Origin of the sequence: Pseudomonas cichorii (genome assembly GCF_015471405.1) — a bacterium.
Lineage (GTDB): Bacteria > Pseudomonadota > Gammaproteobacteria > Pseudomonadales > Pseudomonadaceae > Aquipseudomonas > Aquipseudomonas serbiensis.
Genome location: NZ_BLVZ01000023.1, coordinates 19,730 through 37,280 on the forward strand (window position 1 = coordinate 19,730; position 17,551 = coordinate 37,280).

At 59.7% G+C, this 17,551-nt stretch carries 13 protein-coding genes; 3 read left to right on the forward strand and 10 right to left on the reverse strand.

Annotated elements, in window-relative coordinates; translation table 11 throughout:
* Positions 1-2: 2 nt before the first annotated feature.
* From gspG to JL015_RS26555, 6 genes are read right to left on the reverse strand one after another with little or no spacing between them, the layout of a single operon-like run.
* On the reverse strand, positions 3-440 hold the full coding sequence (gspG, locus tag JL015_RS26530) for a type II secretion system major pseudopilin GspG (protein ID WP_201020575.1): 438 nt from the start codon (positions 438-440) through the stop codon (positions 3-5).
* Between the two features lie 18 nt (positions 441-458).
* On the reverse strand, positions 459-1,661 hold the full coding sequence (gene gspF, locus JL015_RS26535; protein ID WP_201020576.1) for a type II secretion system inner membrane protein GspF: 1,203 nt from the start codon (positions 1,659-1,661) through the stop codon (positions 459-461).
* Between the two features lie 3 nt (positions 1,662-1,664).
* Positions 1,665-3,113 carry a GspE/PulE family protein gene (locus JL015_RS26540; protein WP_201020591.1) on the reverse strand — a complete coding sequence of 483 codons (1,449 nt, stop codon included), beginning with the start codon at positions 3,111-3,113 and terminating at the stop codon, positions 1,665-1,667.
* A 5-nt stretch (positions 3,114-3,118) separates the two neighbouring features.
* Positions 3,119-5,062: a type II secretion system secretin GspD gene (gene gspD / locus JL015_RS26545; protein WP_201020577.1), complete on the reverse strand. Its 1,944-nt coding sequence runs from the start codon at positions 5,060-5,062 to the stop codon at positions 3,119-3,121.
* A 3-nt stretch (positions 5,063-5,065) separates the two neighbouring features.
* On the reverse strand, positions 5,066-5,494 hold the full coding sequence (locus JL015_RS26550) for a pilus assembly protein PilZ (protein WP_201005697.1): 429 nt from the start codon (positions 5,492-5,494) through the stop codon (positions 5,066-5,068).
* The gene (locus tag JL015_RS26555) at positions 5,491-7,143 is read right to left on the reverse strand and encodes a lipoprotein UxpA (protein ID WP_201020578.1); all 1,653 of its coding nucleotides are present in this window, start codon (positions 7,141-7,143) and stop codon (positions 5,491-5,493) included. Before JL015_RS26555 ends, JL015_RS26550 begins: the two co-directional genes overlap by 4 nt.
* 231 nt (positions 7,144-7,374) lie before the next feature.
* Here JL015_RS26555 and JL015_RS26560 point away from each other — a divergent pair, with 231 nt between their 5' ends.
* The gene (locus JL015_RS26560) at positions 7,375-9,405 is read left to right on the forward strand and encodes a PhoX family protein (protein WP_201020579.1); all 2,031 of its coding nucleotides are present in this window, start codon (positions 7,375-7,377) and stop codon (positions 9,403-9,405) included.
* 119 nt (positions 9,406-9,524) lie between these two features.
* On the opposite strand, the gene gspK is transcribed toward JL015_RS26560, so the two are convergent.
* Entirely contained in the window at positions 9,525-10,490 is a 966-nt protein-coding gene (gene gspK / locus JL015_RS26565) for a type II secretion system minor pseudopilin GspK (protein ID WP_201020580.1), read from the reverse strand.
* A 536-nt stretch (positions 10,491-11,026) separates the two neighbouring features.
* Between gspK and JL015_RS26570 the strand changes: the two genes are divergently transcribed.
* Together JL015_RS26570 and JL015_RS26575 are read left to right on the forward strand one after the other, a co-directional pair.
* Complete coding sequence (locus JL015_RS26570) at positions 11,027-11,554, forward strand: BRO-N domain-containing protein (protein WP_201020581.1); 528 nt, start codon at positions 11,027-11,029, stop codon at positions 11,552-11,554.
* 219 nt (positions 11,555-11,773) lie between these two features.
* A complete protein-coding gene (locus JL015_RS26575; RefSeq protein WP_236250285.1) occupies positions 11,774-13,873 on the forward strand; it encodes a multicopper oxidase family protein in 2,100 nt (699 codons plus the stop codon).
* A gap of 120 nt (positions 13,874-13,993) precedes the next feature.
* On the opposite strand, the gene lpxC is transcribed toward JL015_RS26575, so the two are convergent.
* The 3 genes from lpxC to ftsA all read right to left on the reverse strand — a co-directional run bounded on the left by lpxC (position 13,994) and on the right by ftsA (position 17,537).
* Positions 13,994-14,905 (reverse strand): UDP-3-O-acyl-N-acetylglucosamine deacetylase, encoded by a 912-nt coding sequence (lpxC, locus tag JL015_RS26580; protein WP_025261727.1) that lies wholly within the window; start codon positions 14,903-14,905, stop codon positions 13,994-13,996.
* Positions 14,906-15,016: 111 nt separating this feature from the next.
* A complete protein-coding gene (gene ftsZ / locus JL015_RS26585; protein ID WP_025261728.1) occupies positions 15,017-16,207 on the reverse strand; it encodes a cell division protein FtsZ in 1,191 nt (396 codons plus the stop codon).
* A gap of 73 nt (positions 16,208-16,280) precedes the next feature.
* Positions 16,281-17,537, reverse strand: coding sequence for a cell division protein FtsA (gene ftsA, locus JL015_RS26590; protein WP_025261729.1), 1,257 nt, complete (start codon positions 17,535-17,537; stop codon positions 16,281-16,283).
* Between the last annotated feature and the right edge of the window lie 14 nt (positions 17,538-17,551).

Here is a 17,551-nt window from a genome sequence, read left to right on the forward strand (position 1 = left end):
GCCTAGAGGTTCCAGTTACCAATATCGCCATCGGTACCCTCACCGCCCTGCGCTCCGTCGGCACCCAGCGAGTAGATATCGATGCGCCCGCGCTCACCGGGAGCGCGATAGTGATACGGGTTGCCCCACGGGTCCGCTGGCAGGCGACGGATGTAGCCATCGGCTCGCCATGAACGCGCCAGTGGCTCGACCGTTGGCGCACTGGTCAGAGCGGCAAGGCCTTGTTCGGTGCTGGGGTAGCGCAGGTTATCGAGGCGATACATGTCCAGCGCCTGCTCAAGAGTGGACAGGTCGGCCAAGACTTTCTGACGCATGGCCTTGTCCTGATTGCCCAGGACACTGGGCGCAACCACGGCAATCAACAGACCGATGATGAAAATCACCACCATGATTTCCATCAGCGTGAAGCCGCGCTGGCGGCGTGAAGCAGGCTTGGACATAAGACGGTTCTCCATGAGTCAGAAAGTAAGCCCCTGGTTGAGCTGCATGATCGGCAACAGCACAGCCAGGACGATGAACAGCACGACGCCGCCCATCACCAGAATCATCAAGGGCTCGAACAAGGCCATGAGCATGTCCACATGGCGGGTGAAGCCGCGCTCCTGGTTGTCCGCAACCCGTTCGAGCATGTCCGGCAAGGTTCCACTCGCCTCGCCACTGGCGACCATGTTGAGCAGCAGCGGCGGAAAGTGGCCGGCAGCGTTCAAGGCGCGGTGCAGGCTGACGCCGCCTTCCACTTGCTCACGAACGGTTTCCAGTGCCCGATGCACTTCACGGTTGCCCACTGTTGCAGTCGCCACTTGCAAGGCTTCGAGCAACGGCACACCACTGCCCACCAGAATTGCCAGACTGCGGGCCAGTCGTGCGCTTTCCAGCACCGTCAGCAACGGACCAACCTTGGGCAGGCGCAGCAGGCTGCGGTCCAGGCGCAATCGCCAATGCGCCTTGCGCAGCAGAACCCCCGCGCCCACGGCGGCAAGCAGCGTCAGCACCAACAGCCAAGGACCGATATGCACCAGCCCTTCGCTGATGCCGATCAGCAGTTGGGTAATCAGCGGCAGGCTCTGCCCGGTGTGGCTGAATTGCTCGGTGAGCTTGGGCACCACGAAAGTCATCAGGCCAATGACCACGGCCAGAGAAACCAGCATCAGCACTGCCGGATAGATCATGGCGGTACGGGCCTTGTGGCGCTGACGCTGGACTTGCTCAAGGTGCTCGGCAAGACGCTCCAGCACCGGCGCCAGCTTGCCGGAACGTTCGCCCGCCTCCACCAGCGCGCAATACAGCCCCGTGAACAGGCCACCTTGCCGACGCAGGCTCTGAGCCAGACTATGCCCTTCCCCCAGCGCACCGCGCACGGCCACCAACAGGTTGCGAATCGCAGGCTCGGCCAGTTGTCGTTCAAGTGTCCCCAGGGCATCCACCAGCGGAATACCGGCGCTCAACAGCGTCGCCAACTGGCGTGTCAATTCACATAGCTGGGTGTGATTGAGGCGCTGGCCACGAGGGCTGCGTGAAGCCGAATCCTGAATCTGCAAGTCGCGGGCGAACAGACCTTGCTCGCGCAAGAGCTGTCGGGCATGACGCTCGCTTTCCGCTTGAAGGCTGGCCTTGCGCGTGCGTCCTGCCGGGTCGAGGGCCTGATAGCGATAAGTCGGCATCGGTCAGCCCCGCACGGCGCGCAAGACCTGCGCCAGGCTGGTTTCGCCTCGACGCAGGCATTCGGTGGCCATGGCGACAAGGCTCTGTCGCTTGTCGGCCAGATAATCATGCATCGCGACTTCGCTGGCCCCGTCGTACAGCAAGGCAATCAGGCCGGCGTCCAGCTCGATGAATTCGTATAACCCCATGCGACCGTCATAGCCACTGCCCTGACAGGCGTCGCAACCCTGAGGATGAAAGCTTTCGGTGAGCCCGGCCAGCTCGGGCCATAACATCCGTTCGGCGTCCTGCAACGGTTGCGGGACCGCGCAATGGCACAAGCGGCGCACCAGTCGCTGGGCCAGCACGCCCTTGAGGGTCGAGGCGATGAGGAAGGGTTCGATGCCCATGTCCCGCAGGCGGGTCACCGCGCCCACCGCGCTGTTGGTGTGCAGGGTGGAAAGCACCAGATGCCCGGTGAGACTGGCCTGCACAGCGATCTGCGCCGTTTCCCGGTCGCGAATTTCGCCGAGCATGATGACGTCCGGGTCCTGACGCAGAATGGCCCGCAAGCCATTGGCAAAGGTCATTCCGGCCTTGGGATTGATCGCGGTCTGGCCGATGCCGGTAATGGCGTACTCGACCGGATCTTCCACGGTCAGAATGTTGCAGGAACCATCGTTGAGGCTGTTCAGGCTGGCGTAGAGCGTGGTGGTCTTGCCCGAGCCGGTCGGGCCGGTGCTGAGCACGATTCCATTGGGGCGTTGCAGACAGGCTCGCAGCCCTTGCTCCACTTCAAACGGCATACCGAGGTTACCCAGGTCCAACAGGCTCGCCTGCTTGTCCAGCACCCGCATCACCACGCGCTCGCCGTGAATGCCCGGCAAGGTCGAGACACGAATGTCCACTTCACGCCCGGCAGAGCGCAGGGTAATCCGGCCATCCTGGGGCTGGCGTTTTTCGGCGATATCCAGACGGGCCATGACCTTGATCCGCGACACCAGCATCGTCGACAACGCACGCGGCGGCCGCAGCACTTCACGCATGTGGCCATCGATGCGCAGGCGAATCACCAGGCTGGCCTCGAAGGTTTCCACATGAATATCCGAGGCGCGCAAGCGCAAGGCTTCGCCGAACAGGCCGTTGATCAAGCGAATGACCGGCGCGTCGTTATCGTTCTCCAGCAAGTCTTCGATCTTGGGCAGTTCGCTCATCAGGCTGTCGAGGTCAACCTGCTCGCCAATGCCATCGATCAACGCAGCGGTCGCCGACTCGCCGGCCTGATAAAGCGCCCCAAGCCGGGTTTCATAATCCTGGGTGGAAAGATGCTCCACCGCGCTCGGCACACCATGCACGCGCATCACTTCCTGCAGGGTGTCGGTGTCGCTCCCGGCGCGCAGCCACAGTTGCCAGCCCGTGTCGGCCGGCACTCTGGCGACGCCGGTCTGGCGTGCGATGCGATACGGCAGCAGCGCGTTCACCATGCGCCCTGGTCCAGACGTTCGCGACTGGCCGGAAACAATTGCAGCAACGGATCACCATCGCTCGCACCGGGAAGCGCCAGCGACGTGTTGGCCTTGAGATTTCGGTATTTCTCGCTGCTGAGCTGAGCCAGCGTCTCGCCGTCGCGCACGATGCGCGGGCGGATGAATACCATCAGGTTCTGTTTGACCCGCTGAGTCGCATCGGAACGAAACAGTCGGCCCAGCACCGGAATGTCACCCAGCAACGGCACCCGTTGATCGCTGGTGCTGGACTCGTCACCGATCAGGCCGCCCAGCACCACAAGGCCGTTGTCCTCGACCATGACCTTGGTCTTGATTTCGCGCTTGTTGGTGATGACATCGCTGGCGCTGGTGCTGTCGGCAATCGACGAGACTTCTTGCACGATATCCAGGCGCACGGTGTTGTCGATGTTGATCTGCGGCTTGATGCGCAGCTTTACACCCACTTCCTTGCGCTCGATGGTCTGGTAGGGGTTGGTATTGTCCTGCGTCACCGAGCCGGTCACGAACGGCACTTCCTGCCCCACCAGAATCGACGCCTCGGCGTTATCCAGCGTCAGCAGTGTCGGCGTCGACAGGAGGTTGAAACCGCTCTGGCTTTTCAGGGCATTGAGCAAGGCCAGAAAATTCAGCCCGCCACCGCTCAGGTTGCCGACCCCGGCTGTCACGCCCTGAACCCCGGACAACAACTGTCCCAGGCCTGCTGTATCCCCGGACTGCACCAGCGCGCCTACGCTGGTGACGCTCGCGGCATTGCCACTGAAGTTGATCGCGCCGCCACCAAAATTGTCGCCCTGAAACAACCATTGCACGCCCAGTTCCTGAGCGCGGGTGTCCGAGACTTCGGCAATGATGGCCTCGACCACCACTTGGGCACGCCGGATATCCAGTTGCTCGACGATGCTGCGATAGGCCGTCAATTCGCTATCCGGCCCGACCATCACCACGGCGTTGGTGCCTTCCTCATATTCCATGCGAATGCCCGAAGTACTCACCGGCAGGGACTTCTCGCTCCCTTGGGCTGAAGATGTCGGCGCGGCGGCGTCCTGACTGAGCCCGCGCAGAACCTTGACCACTTCCGCCGCATTGGCATGGCGCAGATAGATCACCACGGTGTTGGCGTTATGCAGCGGGTCGTAGGGTTTATCCAGTTGCTTGAGCAAGGCCCGCACACGTGCGCGGCTGTCGGTGCTGCCGCGTACCAGCAAAGCGTTGCTGCGCGGGTCGGCCACCACTTGCGCACTGTCAGCACCTTGCTCGCGGGCCAGCAGGCGCGTGACCAGTTGCGCGGTGTCATTGGCATTGGCGTTTTTCAGCGGCAGCACTTCCAGAGGTTCCTGGCTGACCTGATCGAGTTGCACCAGAAGGCTGTCGATACGATCCAGGTTGCTGCGCCAGTCGGTAATCACCAACAGGTTGGCCGAAGGGTACGGCGTGATAACCCCCACTCGGGGATCGATCAGCGGCTTGAGGATATTGAGCATCTGTTCGCTGGCGGCATTGCGCACATTGAAGACGCGGGTCGCCATGCCGTCGTTGGCCTGCGCTGCATTGCGCCCCGACTCCACCGGCACGGGCTCCAGGCGAGCGGCCTGATCCGGGACGATCTTCACACTGCCGTTCGGCAGGTCCACCGCTGCAAAACCCTGGGCACGCAATTGAGCCAGGAAGATATCGTAGATTTCTTCACTGCCCAGCATCTCGCTGCTGCGCACCGTGACCTTGCCCTTGACCCGTGGATCAATGATGAACGTGGTGTGGGTGATGCGCGAAACGCTGTCGATGAACTCGCTGAGTTCGGTATCGACAAAGTTGACCTCGTACAGCGGCTCTTCTTCGGCGCTTACACCGGTCAGGGTCAGAGCACATAGCAGGAGAGCAAGACGCAGTGGCTGCTTGAAACGATTGATGGTCATTGCTTATCCCTGTTGCTTGAAGCCGAAGAACGGCCGTTGCGCAGGCCATGGCAAACGTTCGAGCTTGCCGTTGTTGTCGAACACCATGCCCAGCTCATCGATGTCATGCAGAGAAACGCCGGGGGCCAGTTTCTGGCCGCGGCCCAGGGTGCGCTGGCGTTGCTCGAAACGCAGCACCACCACTGTGGCGCTCAGGGGAATGGCCTTGAGGCTGCCCAGGTATTCGATGCCCAGCGTGGTCAGGGGCAGCTCATTACTGAGAATGGGGCCGGCTCGCCAATGGCTGCTCAACAGACCGGCCACTGGAGCCGTTGGCGCGCTGCCGGTGGTCGGTTGCGCCGAGCCATGCCAGGCCTGCAACACACACTGCGCCGCCAGCCAGCCGATCAGCATCACCAGAAACACATGGCTCGCCCAGACCAGACGAATCATGCAGTCGACTCCCGAGGATGCCAGCCGGGATGACCTTGCACGTAGCGCATCCGGGGCAATTGCAAAGGCGCGATGCGCCAGTCCGCAGGACGCTCGCGAAGCCAGGCTTCAAGGTGCTGCCAGAACGGCTGGCCAGCCTGGGCATCGAAGCCCAGACCAAACGTCCGGCACTGTCCGGCGAGGTCGCCCACACCACTGACCCGCTTGCCGCCAGCGCTGTAGGTGACCTCCCACGCCTGGCCCATCCAGCGCGGCAGGTCCTGGCTGTTATCCAGCAGCAACATATCGCCGAACATTTGCTCGGCAACGTTTTCCAGCACCTTGGGGATTTGTTTGGCTGGCACATTCACCACCGGAGCCGGGTAGCTGCCGGTCAGGCTGATCAGGTGTTCGCGGGTAATCATCTGCCCTTGCGCCAGCGGGCTGTCGTATCGCAGGCCCGGCAACAACACGGGGCTGTCCGCACGCTCGGCCAATGCCTCATGCAGCAAGCGGTCCCAACTGCCGCCGCGCACATCCCGACGCCAGAGGTTTTCCGGCGCACGGGCCAGTGGCTCGTCGAGCCAACCGGCATGGGCGGCGCGTTGTTGTTGAGCGAGTTGCCGAATACGCTGGGCCTGAACCTGATCAGCCGCAGTCAACGTGCTTTCCAGGGCAGGATGAAAACGCGCCGTGAATTGCCATTGTCCAGCGACCTGCTGGCAACGAATGCGAAAGGCTCCGCTGGCACGGGTTCCACCCAATACCACGGGCACCCGCTTGCCGGAGGCTTGCATGATTTCCACCGGTTGCGGCCAGAGATCCTGACCCCGCGCGCACAACACCAGATCAATCTGCGACAGACGCTCTGCCAGCCAGATCCCCGGCCCGGTACCGACATCCGCCAGCGCGATCACCAGATCGGCATCGGCACGGGCGCGCTCAAGTGCCGGTTGCAGGCTGTCGTGCCATTGTTTGAGAGACAGTTTCTGATCGCGAGCGTAAGGGTCGGTAATGCCCACCACCGCGATCCGGATTCCACCGCGACGAAAGAAGGCCACGGCTTCGGTCCCCAGCCGCTGGCTGACGTCGGCAGCCAGGTCTGCGCCAAGCACCGGATGGCCGAACTGGCGATACAGACCGGTGCATTGTTGTGGCCAGAGCAGACGTTCATCACTGCTGACCCGCACTTCACTGCCCAGCAATGCGCTGCCTTGAACGCCGGACTTCCCCTGAGTCAGATAAGCCAGGCCGCTGCCATTCCAGCACTGGCCGTTTTCCAGTGTGAGGCTGTTGCCCTCGCCCGCTTCGCTGCGAAAACGCTGCAACAACGCGCCCAGCACAGGATAGCCACCGGTTTCGATGTGCTGGCTCAGGCTGGCGTCGAGCAGGCTGTTGAGTGAGCTTTGATCGGGAGAGTGAACGCGGGCATTGGCCCCCGTAATCCAGGGTGCCTGCCCGATACGTGTCGCAGGCCCCAGGCGCGTGGCGGGGACCACGGGCTTGCCCGGCTGACGTGCATCGAGAGTGTCGGCCACATACAGCAGATCGACGTAGCTGCCGCTGGCCACAGAGCCTCTGTACTGAAGGCTTGAGCAGGCCGACAGCAACGGCGCCATGGCACCAGCCGTCATCCATCCCAACACATCGCGCCGCGCCATTGAAGCCATCGTTCTTGTGTCCTGAGGCGAATCCTTCACAGGGGCGGCATATTGGCGATGGAAAATGACAGTTTGATGGCAGATTTTTAACCTGGGCCCTTATTGCCCCTCTGTAACAAAATGAAATAACTACGACGACTTTTAGAGGCTTTCTTAATAAAACTGCCAATGAATCATCACACTCGACTTCTACAGTCCCGGTTCCTTTTCCAAACCTATTTCATAAAAAGGACCTGATGAATGAGTCGTAATACCGGCGATAACCTGAACCGCAACCTGAGTACCAACGAACCGCTGTCATCCGTGCTGGACACCTATCTGAGCCGTCGCAGTGTGGTACGTGGCGGACTGGGTGCTGCCATTGCCATGATTGCGGGTGCCGGGCTGACCGGTTGCTTTGACAGCGGCGGCGACTCAAATGACGACCCGGCACCGACGCCAGCACCGGAAGCCGGTCTGAAACTGGGGTTCACCTCGATCCCCGGCTCCCTCACCGACGCCGTGACCATTGCCGCCGGTTATACCGCTTACGTACTCGCACCGTGGGGCACACCGCTGAGCAACCTCGCCAACCCGTGGAAAAGCGACGGCAGCAACACGTCCACCGACCAGGCCAACTCGATGGGCATGCACCACGACGGCATGCATTACTTCCCCATCAACGGCAGTTCCACCGACGGCCTGCTGGCGATCAACTTCGAATACATCGATCAGGACGCCTTGCACCCGTCTGGCGCGACCCTGGTGGGTGGCGTCCGGCCTGTCGAAGAAGTACGCAAGGAAATCAACGCCCATGGCGCTGGCGTAGTGCGTATCAGCAAAGTCGGCAACCGCTGGCAAGTGGTGGAAAACGACCCGCTGAACCGCCGCTTCACCACGGCCTCGGTGATGAACCTGTCCGGCCCGCTGAAAGGCACCGATCACGTCAAGACCGTGTTCTCCACCGACGGCAGCCAGACTCGTGGCACCAACAACAACTGCGGTAACGGCTACACGCCATGGGGCACTTACCTGACCTGTGAAGAAAACTGGCCAGGGATTTTCGTCAACAGAGGTACCCGCCCGGCAGATCAGGTGCGTATCGGCATCGCCACCTCAAACGGCAACTATCGCTGGGAAACCGCAGCAGGCGATGCTTCCGAGGTCAACGGCGAGTTCACCCGTTTCAACATCACCCCGTCCGGTGCCACCGCCACGGACGATTACCGCAACGAAGCCAGCACCTATGGCTATATCGTTGAAATCGATCCTTACAGCGCAAGCACCCTGCCAGTGAAACGCACCGCACTTGGTCGCTTCCGTCACGAAGGCTGCTGGCCGGGCCTGACCACTCCCGGCAAGCCGGTGGTGTTCTACATGGGCGACGACTCGCAGAATGAATACCTCTACAAGTTCGTGTCCACCGCACTGTGGGACGCGGCCGATGCCAACCCGAGCGATCGCCTGGCAACCGGTGCCAAGTACATGGACAGCGGCAAACTCTATGTCGCCCGCTTCAACGCTGACGGCAGTGGCAACTGGCTGTTGCTCGACGTAGCCACCGCAACGACCGACAGCAGCACCCTGGGTGCCAAGTTCACCGACCTGCCAGGCATCATCCTCAACACCCGTGGTGCTGCGGATGCCGTGGGCGCAACCCCGATGGACCGCCCGGAATGGACAGCCGTCAACCCGCTCAATGGCGACGTCTATCTGACCCTGACCAACAACACCAGCCGCACGACGGCGAACGCTGCCAACCCACGGGTCAACAACAGGCACGGGCATATCATTCGCTGGCATGACGCCGACGATCTGGTGTCGTTCACCTGGGACATCTTCGTTTTCGGCGCCAATGCTTCCGGCACGGCGGATATCAACCGCTCCGGCCTGACCGAACTGAACCAGTTCGCCAGCCCGGACGGCATGAGCTTCGATAGCCGTGGCGTGTTGTGGGTCCAGACCGACAACGGCGAATCCACCATTACCAGCTACACCAACGACCAGATGCTGGCGGTGATCCCGACCAATATGCTCGATGCACAAGGCAGGCAGATCCCGGTCAATGCCCAGAACCAGGGCGACCTGCGTCGTTTCTTCGTTGGCCCCAATGGCAGCGAAGTCACCGGCCTGGCCTTTACGCCGGACAACAAGACCATGTTCCTCAATATCCAGCACCCCGAGAACTGGCCATCCACCGATGTCGCCACCGACGTCACCGTGGGCACGGTTCGGCCACGCGCTTCAACCGTGGTAATCCAGCGGGCTGATGGCGGGGATCTGGCGGTGTAGTTGAGGGGCGAGCTGCAAGCGGCAAGTTGGGAGCTGCAAGTGCTTGTAGCTTGTAGCTTGTAGCTTGTAGCTTGTAGCTTGTAGCTTGCGGCTTGCGGCTTGCGGCTTGCAGCTTACGACTACCGCCGTCCCACTTCCCGCTCCCGCACCACCATCTCCTGTGCCGGCACCCGACTGTGCCATTTCACGATGCCCAGGGCTTCGGTACGGTATTGGCTGTGAAATGTTTGGCCATCCAGCTCCACTTCAATCTGCACCAGGAAGTGATCGCCGTTGAGTTGCAAGCCTTCGCTCAGTTGGGCGAAGGCTTCATCGTCCATGGCACCCATGGCCTGGCGCAAGGCACTGGCATCGAGGTAGCCACCGGCCGGTCTGCCGCTGATCAGGCGAGTCAATTGCGAGCGCTCGACTTTCCCCTCGAACAAGGCCTCCAGCAGTGGCAATTCACTGAGGTTCAAGGCATTGGCATTCAGTCGCCAGCCCGTGGTTTCCGGTAATGCGCACAACTGTGGATAACGTTGTTCGCGCTGGCTGTCGGCGGGTAACAGCAGGTTCAGCTCGCTGATGTCGACCATCAACTGATTGGCCGCCAGACGCGGGGGCGACGAGCGCAGGTATTCGTTGTTTTCGGCACCGTGCAGGCTGCTCTGATGATCGGCGTCTATCCAGTCGGTCAGGCTTTGGGTCAGACGCTCAGCCGCCATATCCGCTCCCAGCAGATAAACCAGCTGCTTTTGCGCACGCTCGGCTTCAGGACCTATCAGGCTGTTGACGTTGAAACAGCGGTGCAAATCGACAATACGGATACTCGCCTTGCCACCCTTGAAGTCGTAGCTCAAAGGCTGCCCGCGTAAGGCCTGCCAGAACAAAGGGCTGGCGCGCCACACCGGGTCCTTGAGCGCCTGCTCGGCAAACGCCAGAGCCGCCTTTTCAATCGACCGCGCCTGAACCCGCTGCTGAAGCAAGCGGACGCTGTCCACCTCCTGCCTTCCCTGCTCGACCATCCAGGCCAGCCCGGCAGCCAGCATGGCGAGGGCAACCAGCACCATCAGCAGTGCCGCACCTTGTTGTCGGTTTTTCGTCATCATCCAGCCTTGAATTTCGGGGGCAGCCCTCTAGTCAACAGCGGAGATGTTTCAGGCTGGTGGCAGATTTATGAAAAGGTCTTATACGCCGATCAGTCAGGGCGTACATATCACTTGTGGGAGGGGCCTTGGCCGCGACGACCTGCTTACAGGCAACACATTTTCAGCGCACCTCATGTGATCCCCGCTCACTGACTCGCCATACACGTGCCAGCGATTGCACCGCCACCTGATAGCGATTTCCTACAACCGCCTGTGAATTCCCCGATTACATACCAGCAGCGCCACGGCTAACCTCCACTCCACTCGCTGCCAAATCAGCGACCGGGTTTGGCGATCCGATCAAGTAAATACTCCCCATCGCGGCGCAGTCGTTTTATTCTGTCGGCCACCGCGTTATGGCGGCTGTGTGCGGGAGACCTTCGGGTCTGCCGGGTTTTCTACTTGCCGGTTCGCCAACCCTCACATAGCTGCCACCCATTGTTTGGCGACAATTCATGGCAGCTTCAATCCGTGATCCAAGTAGAGTGCCACCAATGCGGAATATCGCTCCAACGCCCCCCTGCACAGACCATTTTGAAGCCACCCTTTTCTCCCGCCACCACCGCATGCTGCGCGCCATCTTCAGCGAAGCCCAGGCATGGTTTTGTCTGGCCGACCTTGCCCGCTTGATGGGCCAGACGCTGGGTGAACGCTCAGCACTCAAGCTCGATGGCGATCAGCGACGGGTTGTCTGGTTGCAGGCTAATGGCAAGTGGCAAAAGCAATTGATGGTCAGCGAGTCAGGCGCATTTGCATTGCTGGTTCATCACTACGTCCCTGAAAACCGGGCGCTGCGACAGTGGCTGACCCACGAAGTGCTGACGGTGCTGCACGCGCCGCAAAATGAAACGCTGGATAACCCGAGGCTCTGTCATTTGCAGTGGCCGGGCACCTCATTGAGCGTGATGCAATGGCGTGATGAGTCATGGATTCGCTTGCGGGATATGCCGCATATAGCGCCAGAAATTGCACCGCCACCTGAGCGTGGTTTCTGGCAAAGGATCGGGGCGCACTTCACATAAGTCTTCGCCAGCAAGCTGCCCTCCCACAAGGTGATGTGTACGCCTTAATTGATCAGTATTAAGGCCTGCACTATTAGCTAGCAGCGCCCGAGAGCCGCAAACAAGAATTAATATCGACAAGACTTGCTAGTGGCCACTAATTGGCTATCGTTACGCGGCCTTCACGGCACACCGACTCTTGTTGTCCCTTTGGGATCATTTGTAATCAGGGAGATGTATATGGCCAGACTGGAAGAGTCTTGTAGCAAAGGCACGGCACCGGCAATGAAACGTTGCCATCTGCACGCCGCGATTGCCGCATTGATAGTGGGATGCACGGCATTGACCGCAATGGCCGAAGAGTCATCACGGCAGTTCATCAATCCGCCCGATCTGCAACAGCAGGCTCCGAGCCAGGCGGTTAGTGGCCAGACTACTTTGCTGATGCGTTCGGGCGTCGAAAAAGCTGCGACCAAGCCGCTTCCCGCGCCGACACCTCGCGCAGGCAAGGAACGGCAATTGGTGCTGAATATCGGCTATACCGTCAGTAGCATCTATAACCCGACAACCAAGAACGACGATGTGGTCAGACTGCGCAGCTACAAAGGCACAGACGTCGACCCGCGCAGGCCTTTTGTTGCCCCTACGATCAATGCCACGCCGGGCGATACCATTCGGGTCACGCTGAACAACAACCTGCCGAAGGATCCGAGCTGCACCGACCCTCATGCGGCGACAGACAAACCACACTGCTTCAATGGCACCAACCTGCACTCCCACGGCCTGTGGGTCAGCCCGACGGGTAACAGCGATAACGTATTGTTGTCGATCAACCCCGGTGTCAGCTTCCAGTACGAATACAACATCCCCGAAGACCACCCGGCCGGTACGTTCTGGTATCACCCACATCGCCACGGCTCTACCGCCCTGCAAGTGGGTAGCGGCATGGCGGGCGCTCTGGTGATCCATGGCGATCGCAAACCGACGCATGAAAGCAATGGCGATATCGATACCTTGCTCAAAGGCGCTGATGGCAAGCCGTTCACCGAACGCTTGCTGGTCCTGCAACAGATTCCCTATGCCTGCACGGACGATGGCGGCAAGACCTATAACTGGAATTGCGCTAAAGGCCAGATAGGGGTCGTGGAAAACTATGAGGCGCAGTTTGGCCCAAGCGACTGGCAGAACTCGGGGCGTTACACCACGATCAACGGCCAGGTCCAACCGATCTTTTTCGCAAACAGCGGCACTATCGAGCGCTGGAGGCTGGTACATGCGGGCATTCGCGACACCATCGTGCCGCAATTTCGCAAAATGGCCGAAACAGGACGCCAGCGTAGCCAGGAAGGGATCAGTACCGCCGACTCTGAAAGCTTCATCGCCAACCAGTGCGTAGGGGAGCCGGTGCCGTTCCAGGTCATCGCTTCAGACGGCCTGACCATGGACAAGGCTCAGCAACTCAGCCAGGTCACCTTGCAGCCAGGTTATCGCAATGACCTGCTGGTGATGTTTCCGGAACCTGGTCGCTATTGCGTAGTAGACAAGCCTGAAACCGCATCGGGAAGCGTCAACCAGACCACTGGCAGCACGCAACTGCTCGGTTTCGTTGAAGTCGGCGCAGGCCCTAAAATCAAAGACATCAAGGCCGCAGTCACCACCGAACTGGTCGCTGCTGCCAAGCGCAACATGCCAGCAGAGGTTCAGAGGCTGGTGGTCAGCGACCTTCAGAAGGACCTGAAACTGACCAAGTTCATTCCACACGCAAGCATCTCCGATGAGGAGCTGAAGAAGAGCGGCAATCTTGAGCAGAATCTGGTGTTCATGCTCAACGCTACCGATCCGAACAACGTCAAGTTTGCTGTCGGCACCACCGCAGCGAACGCAGAGCCCTACAAGCCCGATGTCATCAATCGTCAGCTGACACTGGGGACAGCGGAAACCTGGACCCTGCAATCGGCTTACGTCAGCCATCCGTTCCATATCCACGTCAACCCGTTCCAGATCGAGAAGATCATCGGCCCGGATGGCACTGACCTCAGTGAGCCGGGAGCTGTGGATAAAACCGACAACAACGATGCTCAGTATGCAGGCCTCAAAGGCGTCTGGAAGGACACGCTGTTTGTCAAAGGCCCTACCGGAAAGACACCGGGCTTTGATCCGGTGACGAACACCAAAGGCCTCTACAAGATCTACGTCCGCACTCGCTACCAACGCTACATCGGTGAGTTCGTGTTGCACTGCCACATCCTCGATCATGAAGATCAGGGCATGATGCAGAACGTCAACATCAGCATTCCGGATGGCAATGGCGGCAATCTGGGCAGCAGCAGTCATCATTGATGGTTTTCAGCTGAAAAGAGCGGCTCACACTGAGCCGCTTTTTTATCTCTCGAAAAGCCATAAAAAAAGGCCGCCCGAAGGCAGCCTTTAAAGAACAAAAGGAAAGAGAGTAAAGCTTGCTTACACGGCCGCGACAGGACGCATGTAAGAAATAGGTGCCGTACTGGCATCCTCGAAGGTCACGACTTCCCAGGCGTCCGGCTGCTCGATCAACGTGCGCAGCAGACGATTGTTCAGTGCATGCCCCGACTTGAAGCCTCGGAACTCACCAATCAGGCTATTGCCCAGCAGGTAGAGGTCGCCGATGGCATCCAGGATTTTATGTTTGACGAATTCGTCCTCGTAACGCAGGCCGTCTTCGTTCAAGACGCCTTCCTTGTCGACCACGATGGCGTTTTCCACGCTGCCGCCGAGTGCGAGGTTGTGCTTGCGCAGGTACTCGATATCACTCATGAACCCGAAGGTCCGTGCACGGCTGACTTCCTTCACGAAGGAAGTACTGGAAAAGTCCACGCTTGCACTCTGGGTGCGGTCACGGAAGACAGGGTGATCGAAATCGATCTCGAAACTGACCTTGAACCCTTCGAAAGGCACGAAAGTAGCGCGTTTACCGCCCTCTTCCACTGTCACCTCACGCAGGATACGGATGAACTGCTTCGGCTCGTCCTGTTCCTCTAGACCAGCCGATTGAATCAGGAATACGAAAGGGCCTGCGCTGCCGTCCATGATTGGAACTTCGGAGGCAGAGAGCTCGACGTAGGCGTTATCGATGCCAAGGCCAGCCATGGCCGAAAGCAAATGTTCTACCGTGTCTACCTTGACGTCACCGCTGACCAGAGTGGTCGACAGTGTGGTGTCTCCGACATTTTCCGCTCGTGCAGGAATATGCACGACAGGATCCAGGTCGGCTCGGCAAAACACGATGCCGGTATTCACAGGCGCAGGCTTGAGGGTCAGGTAAACCTTTTCCCCGGAATGCAAGCCAACACCTGTGGCACGGATAATATTTTTCAGGGTGCGTTGTTTAATCATGGCATGGCCGCTTCAGCGCAAGTTGCGAACTGGTATCAACAAAGGCTGGCGATGATAGCAGACCATGCCTTTGCTGAACACCAATCACCCTAATACCCCTGATACATTTCATCAATCGGCCTGACGACGCAGGAAAGCCGGGATGTCCAGGTAGTCAAGGTCATCGTTAGGGTTCATCTTGGCCGCTGCAGTGGCGCTTGCATGAGCCTGGTTACGCATTACGGTCGGACGGTCCAGATCACGGTAGTTAACCGATGGAGCTTCCTGACGAGCTGCTGCCGGTTGAGCAGCGGCCTGCTGGACGGTTTGCAGGGTGTTGTCGATAACCTTCACAGGCTTCTCGATTTTCGCACCCAGACCAGTGGCAACCACAGTCACGTGCAACTCGTCACGCATGTCCGGATCGATAACAGTACCGACCTTGACCATTGCGTGCTCGGAAGCGAACGCTTCGATGATGCTACCCACGTCGGAGTACTCACCCAGAGACAGGTCAGGACCGGCGGTGATGTTGACCAGGATGCCACGCGCACCTTGCAGGTTGACGTCTTCGAGCAACGGGTTGCGAATGGCCGCTTCGGTCGCTTCACGCGCACGATTCGGACCGCTGGCGCAGCCGGTACCCATCATTGCCATACCCATTTCGCTCATCACGGTACGGACGTCGGCGAAGTCGACGTTGATCATGCCCGGACGTTTGATGATGTCGGAGATACCGCGAACGGCACCGGCCAGAACATCGTCAGCCTTGGCGAAAGCCGACAGCAGGCTGGCGTCTTTACCCAGGATGGTCAGCAGCTTCTCGTTGGGGATAGTAATCAACGAGTCGACGCTTTCAGACAGCATACGGATGCCTTCATCGGCGATCTGCATGCGCTTGCGGCCTTCAAACGGGAACGGACGAGTCACGACCGCAACAGTGAGAATGCCCAGTTCCTTTGCCACTTCGGCAATGATCGGAGCTGCACCGGTACCGGTACCGCCGCCCATGCCAGTGGTGATGAAGACCATGTTGGTGCCTTGCAGGACTTCTGCAATGCGCTCACGGTCTTCCAGTGCCGCCTGACGACCGACTTCAGGGTTGGCGCCAGCGCCAAGACCTTTGGTTACGCCAGTACCCAATTGCAGGATGGTGCGTGCACCGATGTTTTTCAGTGCCTGAGCATCAGTGTTGGCGCAGATGAATTCCACGCCTTCGATGTTGCTCTTGACCATGTGATTGACAGCGTTGCCACCACCACCACCCACACCGATAACCTTGATTACCGGGCTCTGCGGGACGTTGTCTACGAGTTCGAACATTTTCCCTCTCCTTCAGTTCTCTAGTTTTGTTTCTGCCTACTACCTGCCGCTACCACTTTTGAAGCCTTGAAACTCAGAAATTGCCCTGGAACCAGCGCTTGACGCGCTCAAGCACTGGGGCCTTGGGTTCGTCGCCGTAACTGCTGCTGTTGCCCAGACCGGACAGCGAGATGCCATCCGACTGTTTTTGCAGCCCGTACAACAACAGGCCTACGCCTGTGGAGTAGATCGGGTTGCGCACAACATCAGCGAGCCCTTTGACGCTATGCGGCACGCCGAGGCGTACCGGCATGTGGAAGATTTCTTCGGCCAGTTCGACCGCACCTTCCATTTTCGAGGTACCACCGGTCAGCACGATGCCTGCCGGGATAAGATCTTCATAACCGCTGCGGCGCAGTTCGGCCTGGATCAGGGTGAACAGCTCGTCGTAACGAGGTTCGACCACTTCAGCCAGGGCCTGACGCGACAGCTCGCGAGGTGGACGGTCGCCCACGCTCGGGACCTTGATGGTTTCACCGGCACCGGCCAGTTTGGCCAGGGCGCAGGCGTAGCGAATCTTGATTTCTTCGGCATACTGGGTCGGTGTACGCAGCGCCATGGCGATGTCGTTGGTGACCTGATCGCCGGCAATCGGGATCACGGCGGTGTGACGAATGGCGCCTTCGGTAAAGATCGCGATATCCGTGGTGCCACCACCGATGTCCACCAGGCACACGCCCAGCTCTTTCTCGTCATCGGTCAATACCGAATAGGCCGAAGCCAGTTGCTCGAGAATGATGTCGTCGACTTCCAGGCCACAGCGGCGCACGCACTTCTCGATGTTCTGGGCGGCGTTCACTGCGCAGGTCACCACATGCACCTTGGCTTCCAGGCGCACGCCGGACATGCCCAGCGGCTCGCGCACGCCTTCCTGGTTATCGATCACGTAATCCTGAGGCAAGGTGTGCAGAACGCGCTGGTCGGCAGGAATGGCAACAGCCTGTGCGGCATCGAGCACACGCTCCAGATCCGCAGAACTGACTTCGCGATCACGAATAGCCACGATGCCGTGGGAGTTCAGACTGCGAATATGGTTGCCCGCCACGCCGACGAACGCCGAGTGGATACGGCAGCCCGCCATCAGTTGCGCTTCTTCGACGGCGCGCTGAATCGATTGCACGGTCGATTCGATATTCACCACCACGCCCTTTTTCAGGCCACGGGATGGATGGGTACCGATACCCACGATTTCCAGCGAGCCATCGGCCGCGACTTCGCCTACCAGTGCCACCACCTTGGAGGTACCGATATCCAGCCCGACGATCATTTTGCCGCTTTGCACATTTGCCATGGTCCAGCCTCTTA

Bases quoted from the DNA above. Each gene is read 5' to 3' on its own strand.
- gspG (WP_201020575.1), bottom strand. From the start codon at position 440: ATGTCCAAGCCTGCTTCACGCCGCCAGCGCGGCTTCACGCTGATGGAA.
- gspF (WP_201020576.1), bottom strand. From the start codon at position 1,661: ATGCCGACTTATCGCTATCAGGCCCTCGACCCGGCAGGACGCACGCGC.
- gspD (WP_201020577.1), bottom strand. From the start codon at position 5,062: ATGACCATCAATCGTTTCAAGCAGCCACTGCGTCTTGCTCTCCTGCTA.
- JL015_RS26550 (WP_201005697.1), bottom strand. From the start codon at position 5,494: ATGATTCGTCTGGTCTGGGCGAGCCATGTGTTTCTGGTGATGCTGATC.
- JL015_RS26555 (WP_201020578.1), bottom strand. From the start codon at position 7,143: ATGGCTTCAATGGCGCGGCGCGATGTGTTGGGATGGATGACGGCTGGT.
- JL015_RS26560 (WP_201020579.1), top strand. From the start codon at position 7,375: ATGAGTCGTAATACCGGCGATAACCTGAACCGCAACCTGAGTACCAAC.
- gspK (WP_201020580.1), bottom strand. From the start codon at position 10,490: ATGACGAAAAACCGACAACAAGGTGCGGCACTGCTGATGGTGCTGGTT.
- JL015_RS26570 (WP_201020581.1), top strand. From the start codon at position 11,027: ATGCGGAATATCGCTCCAACGCCCCCCTGCACAGACCATTTTGAAGCC.
- JL015_RS26575 (WP_236250285.1), top strand. From the start codon at position 11,774: ATGGCCAGACTGGAAGAGTCTTGTAGCAAAGGCACGGCACCGGCAATG.
- lpxC (WP_025261727.1), bottom strand. From the start codon at position 14,905: ATGATTAAACAACGCACCCTGAAAAATATTATCCGTGCCACAGGTGTT.
- ftsZ (WP_025261728.1), bottom strand. From the start codon at position 16,207: ATGTTCGAACTCGTAGACAACGTCCCGCAGAGCCCGGTAATCAAGGTT.
- ftsA (WP_025261729.1), bottom strand. From the start codon at position 17,537: ATGGCAAATGTGCAAAGCGGCAAAATGATCGTCGGGCTGGATATCGGT.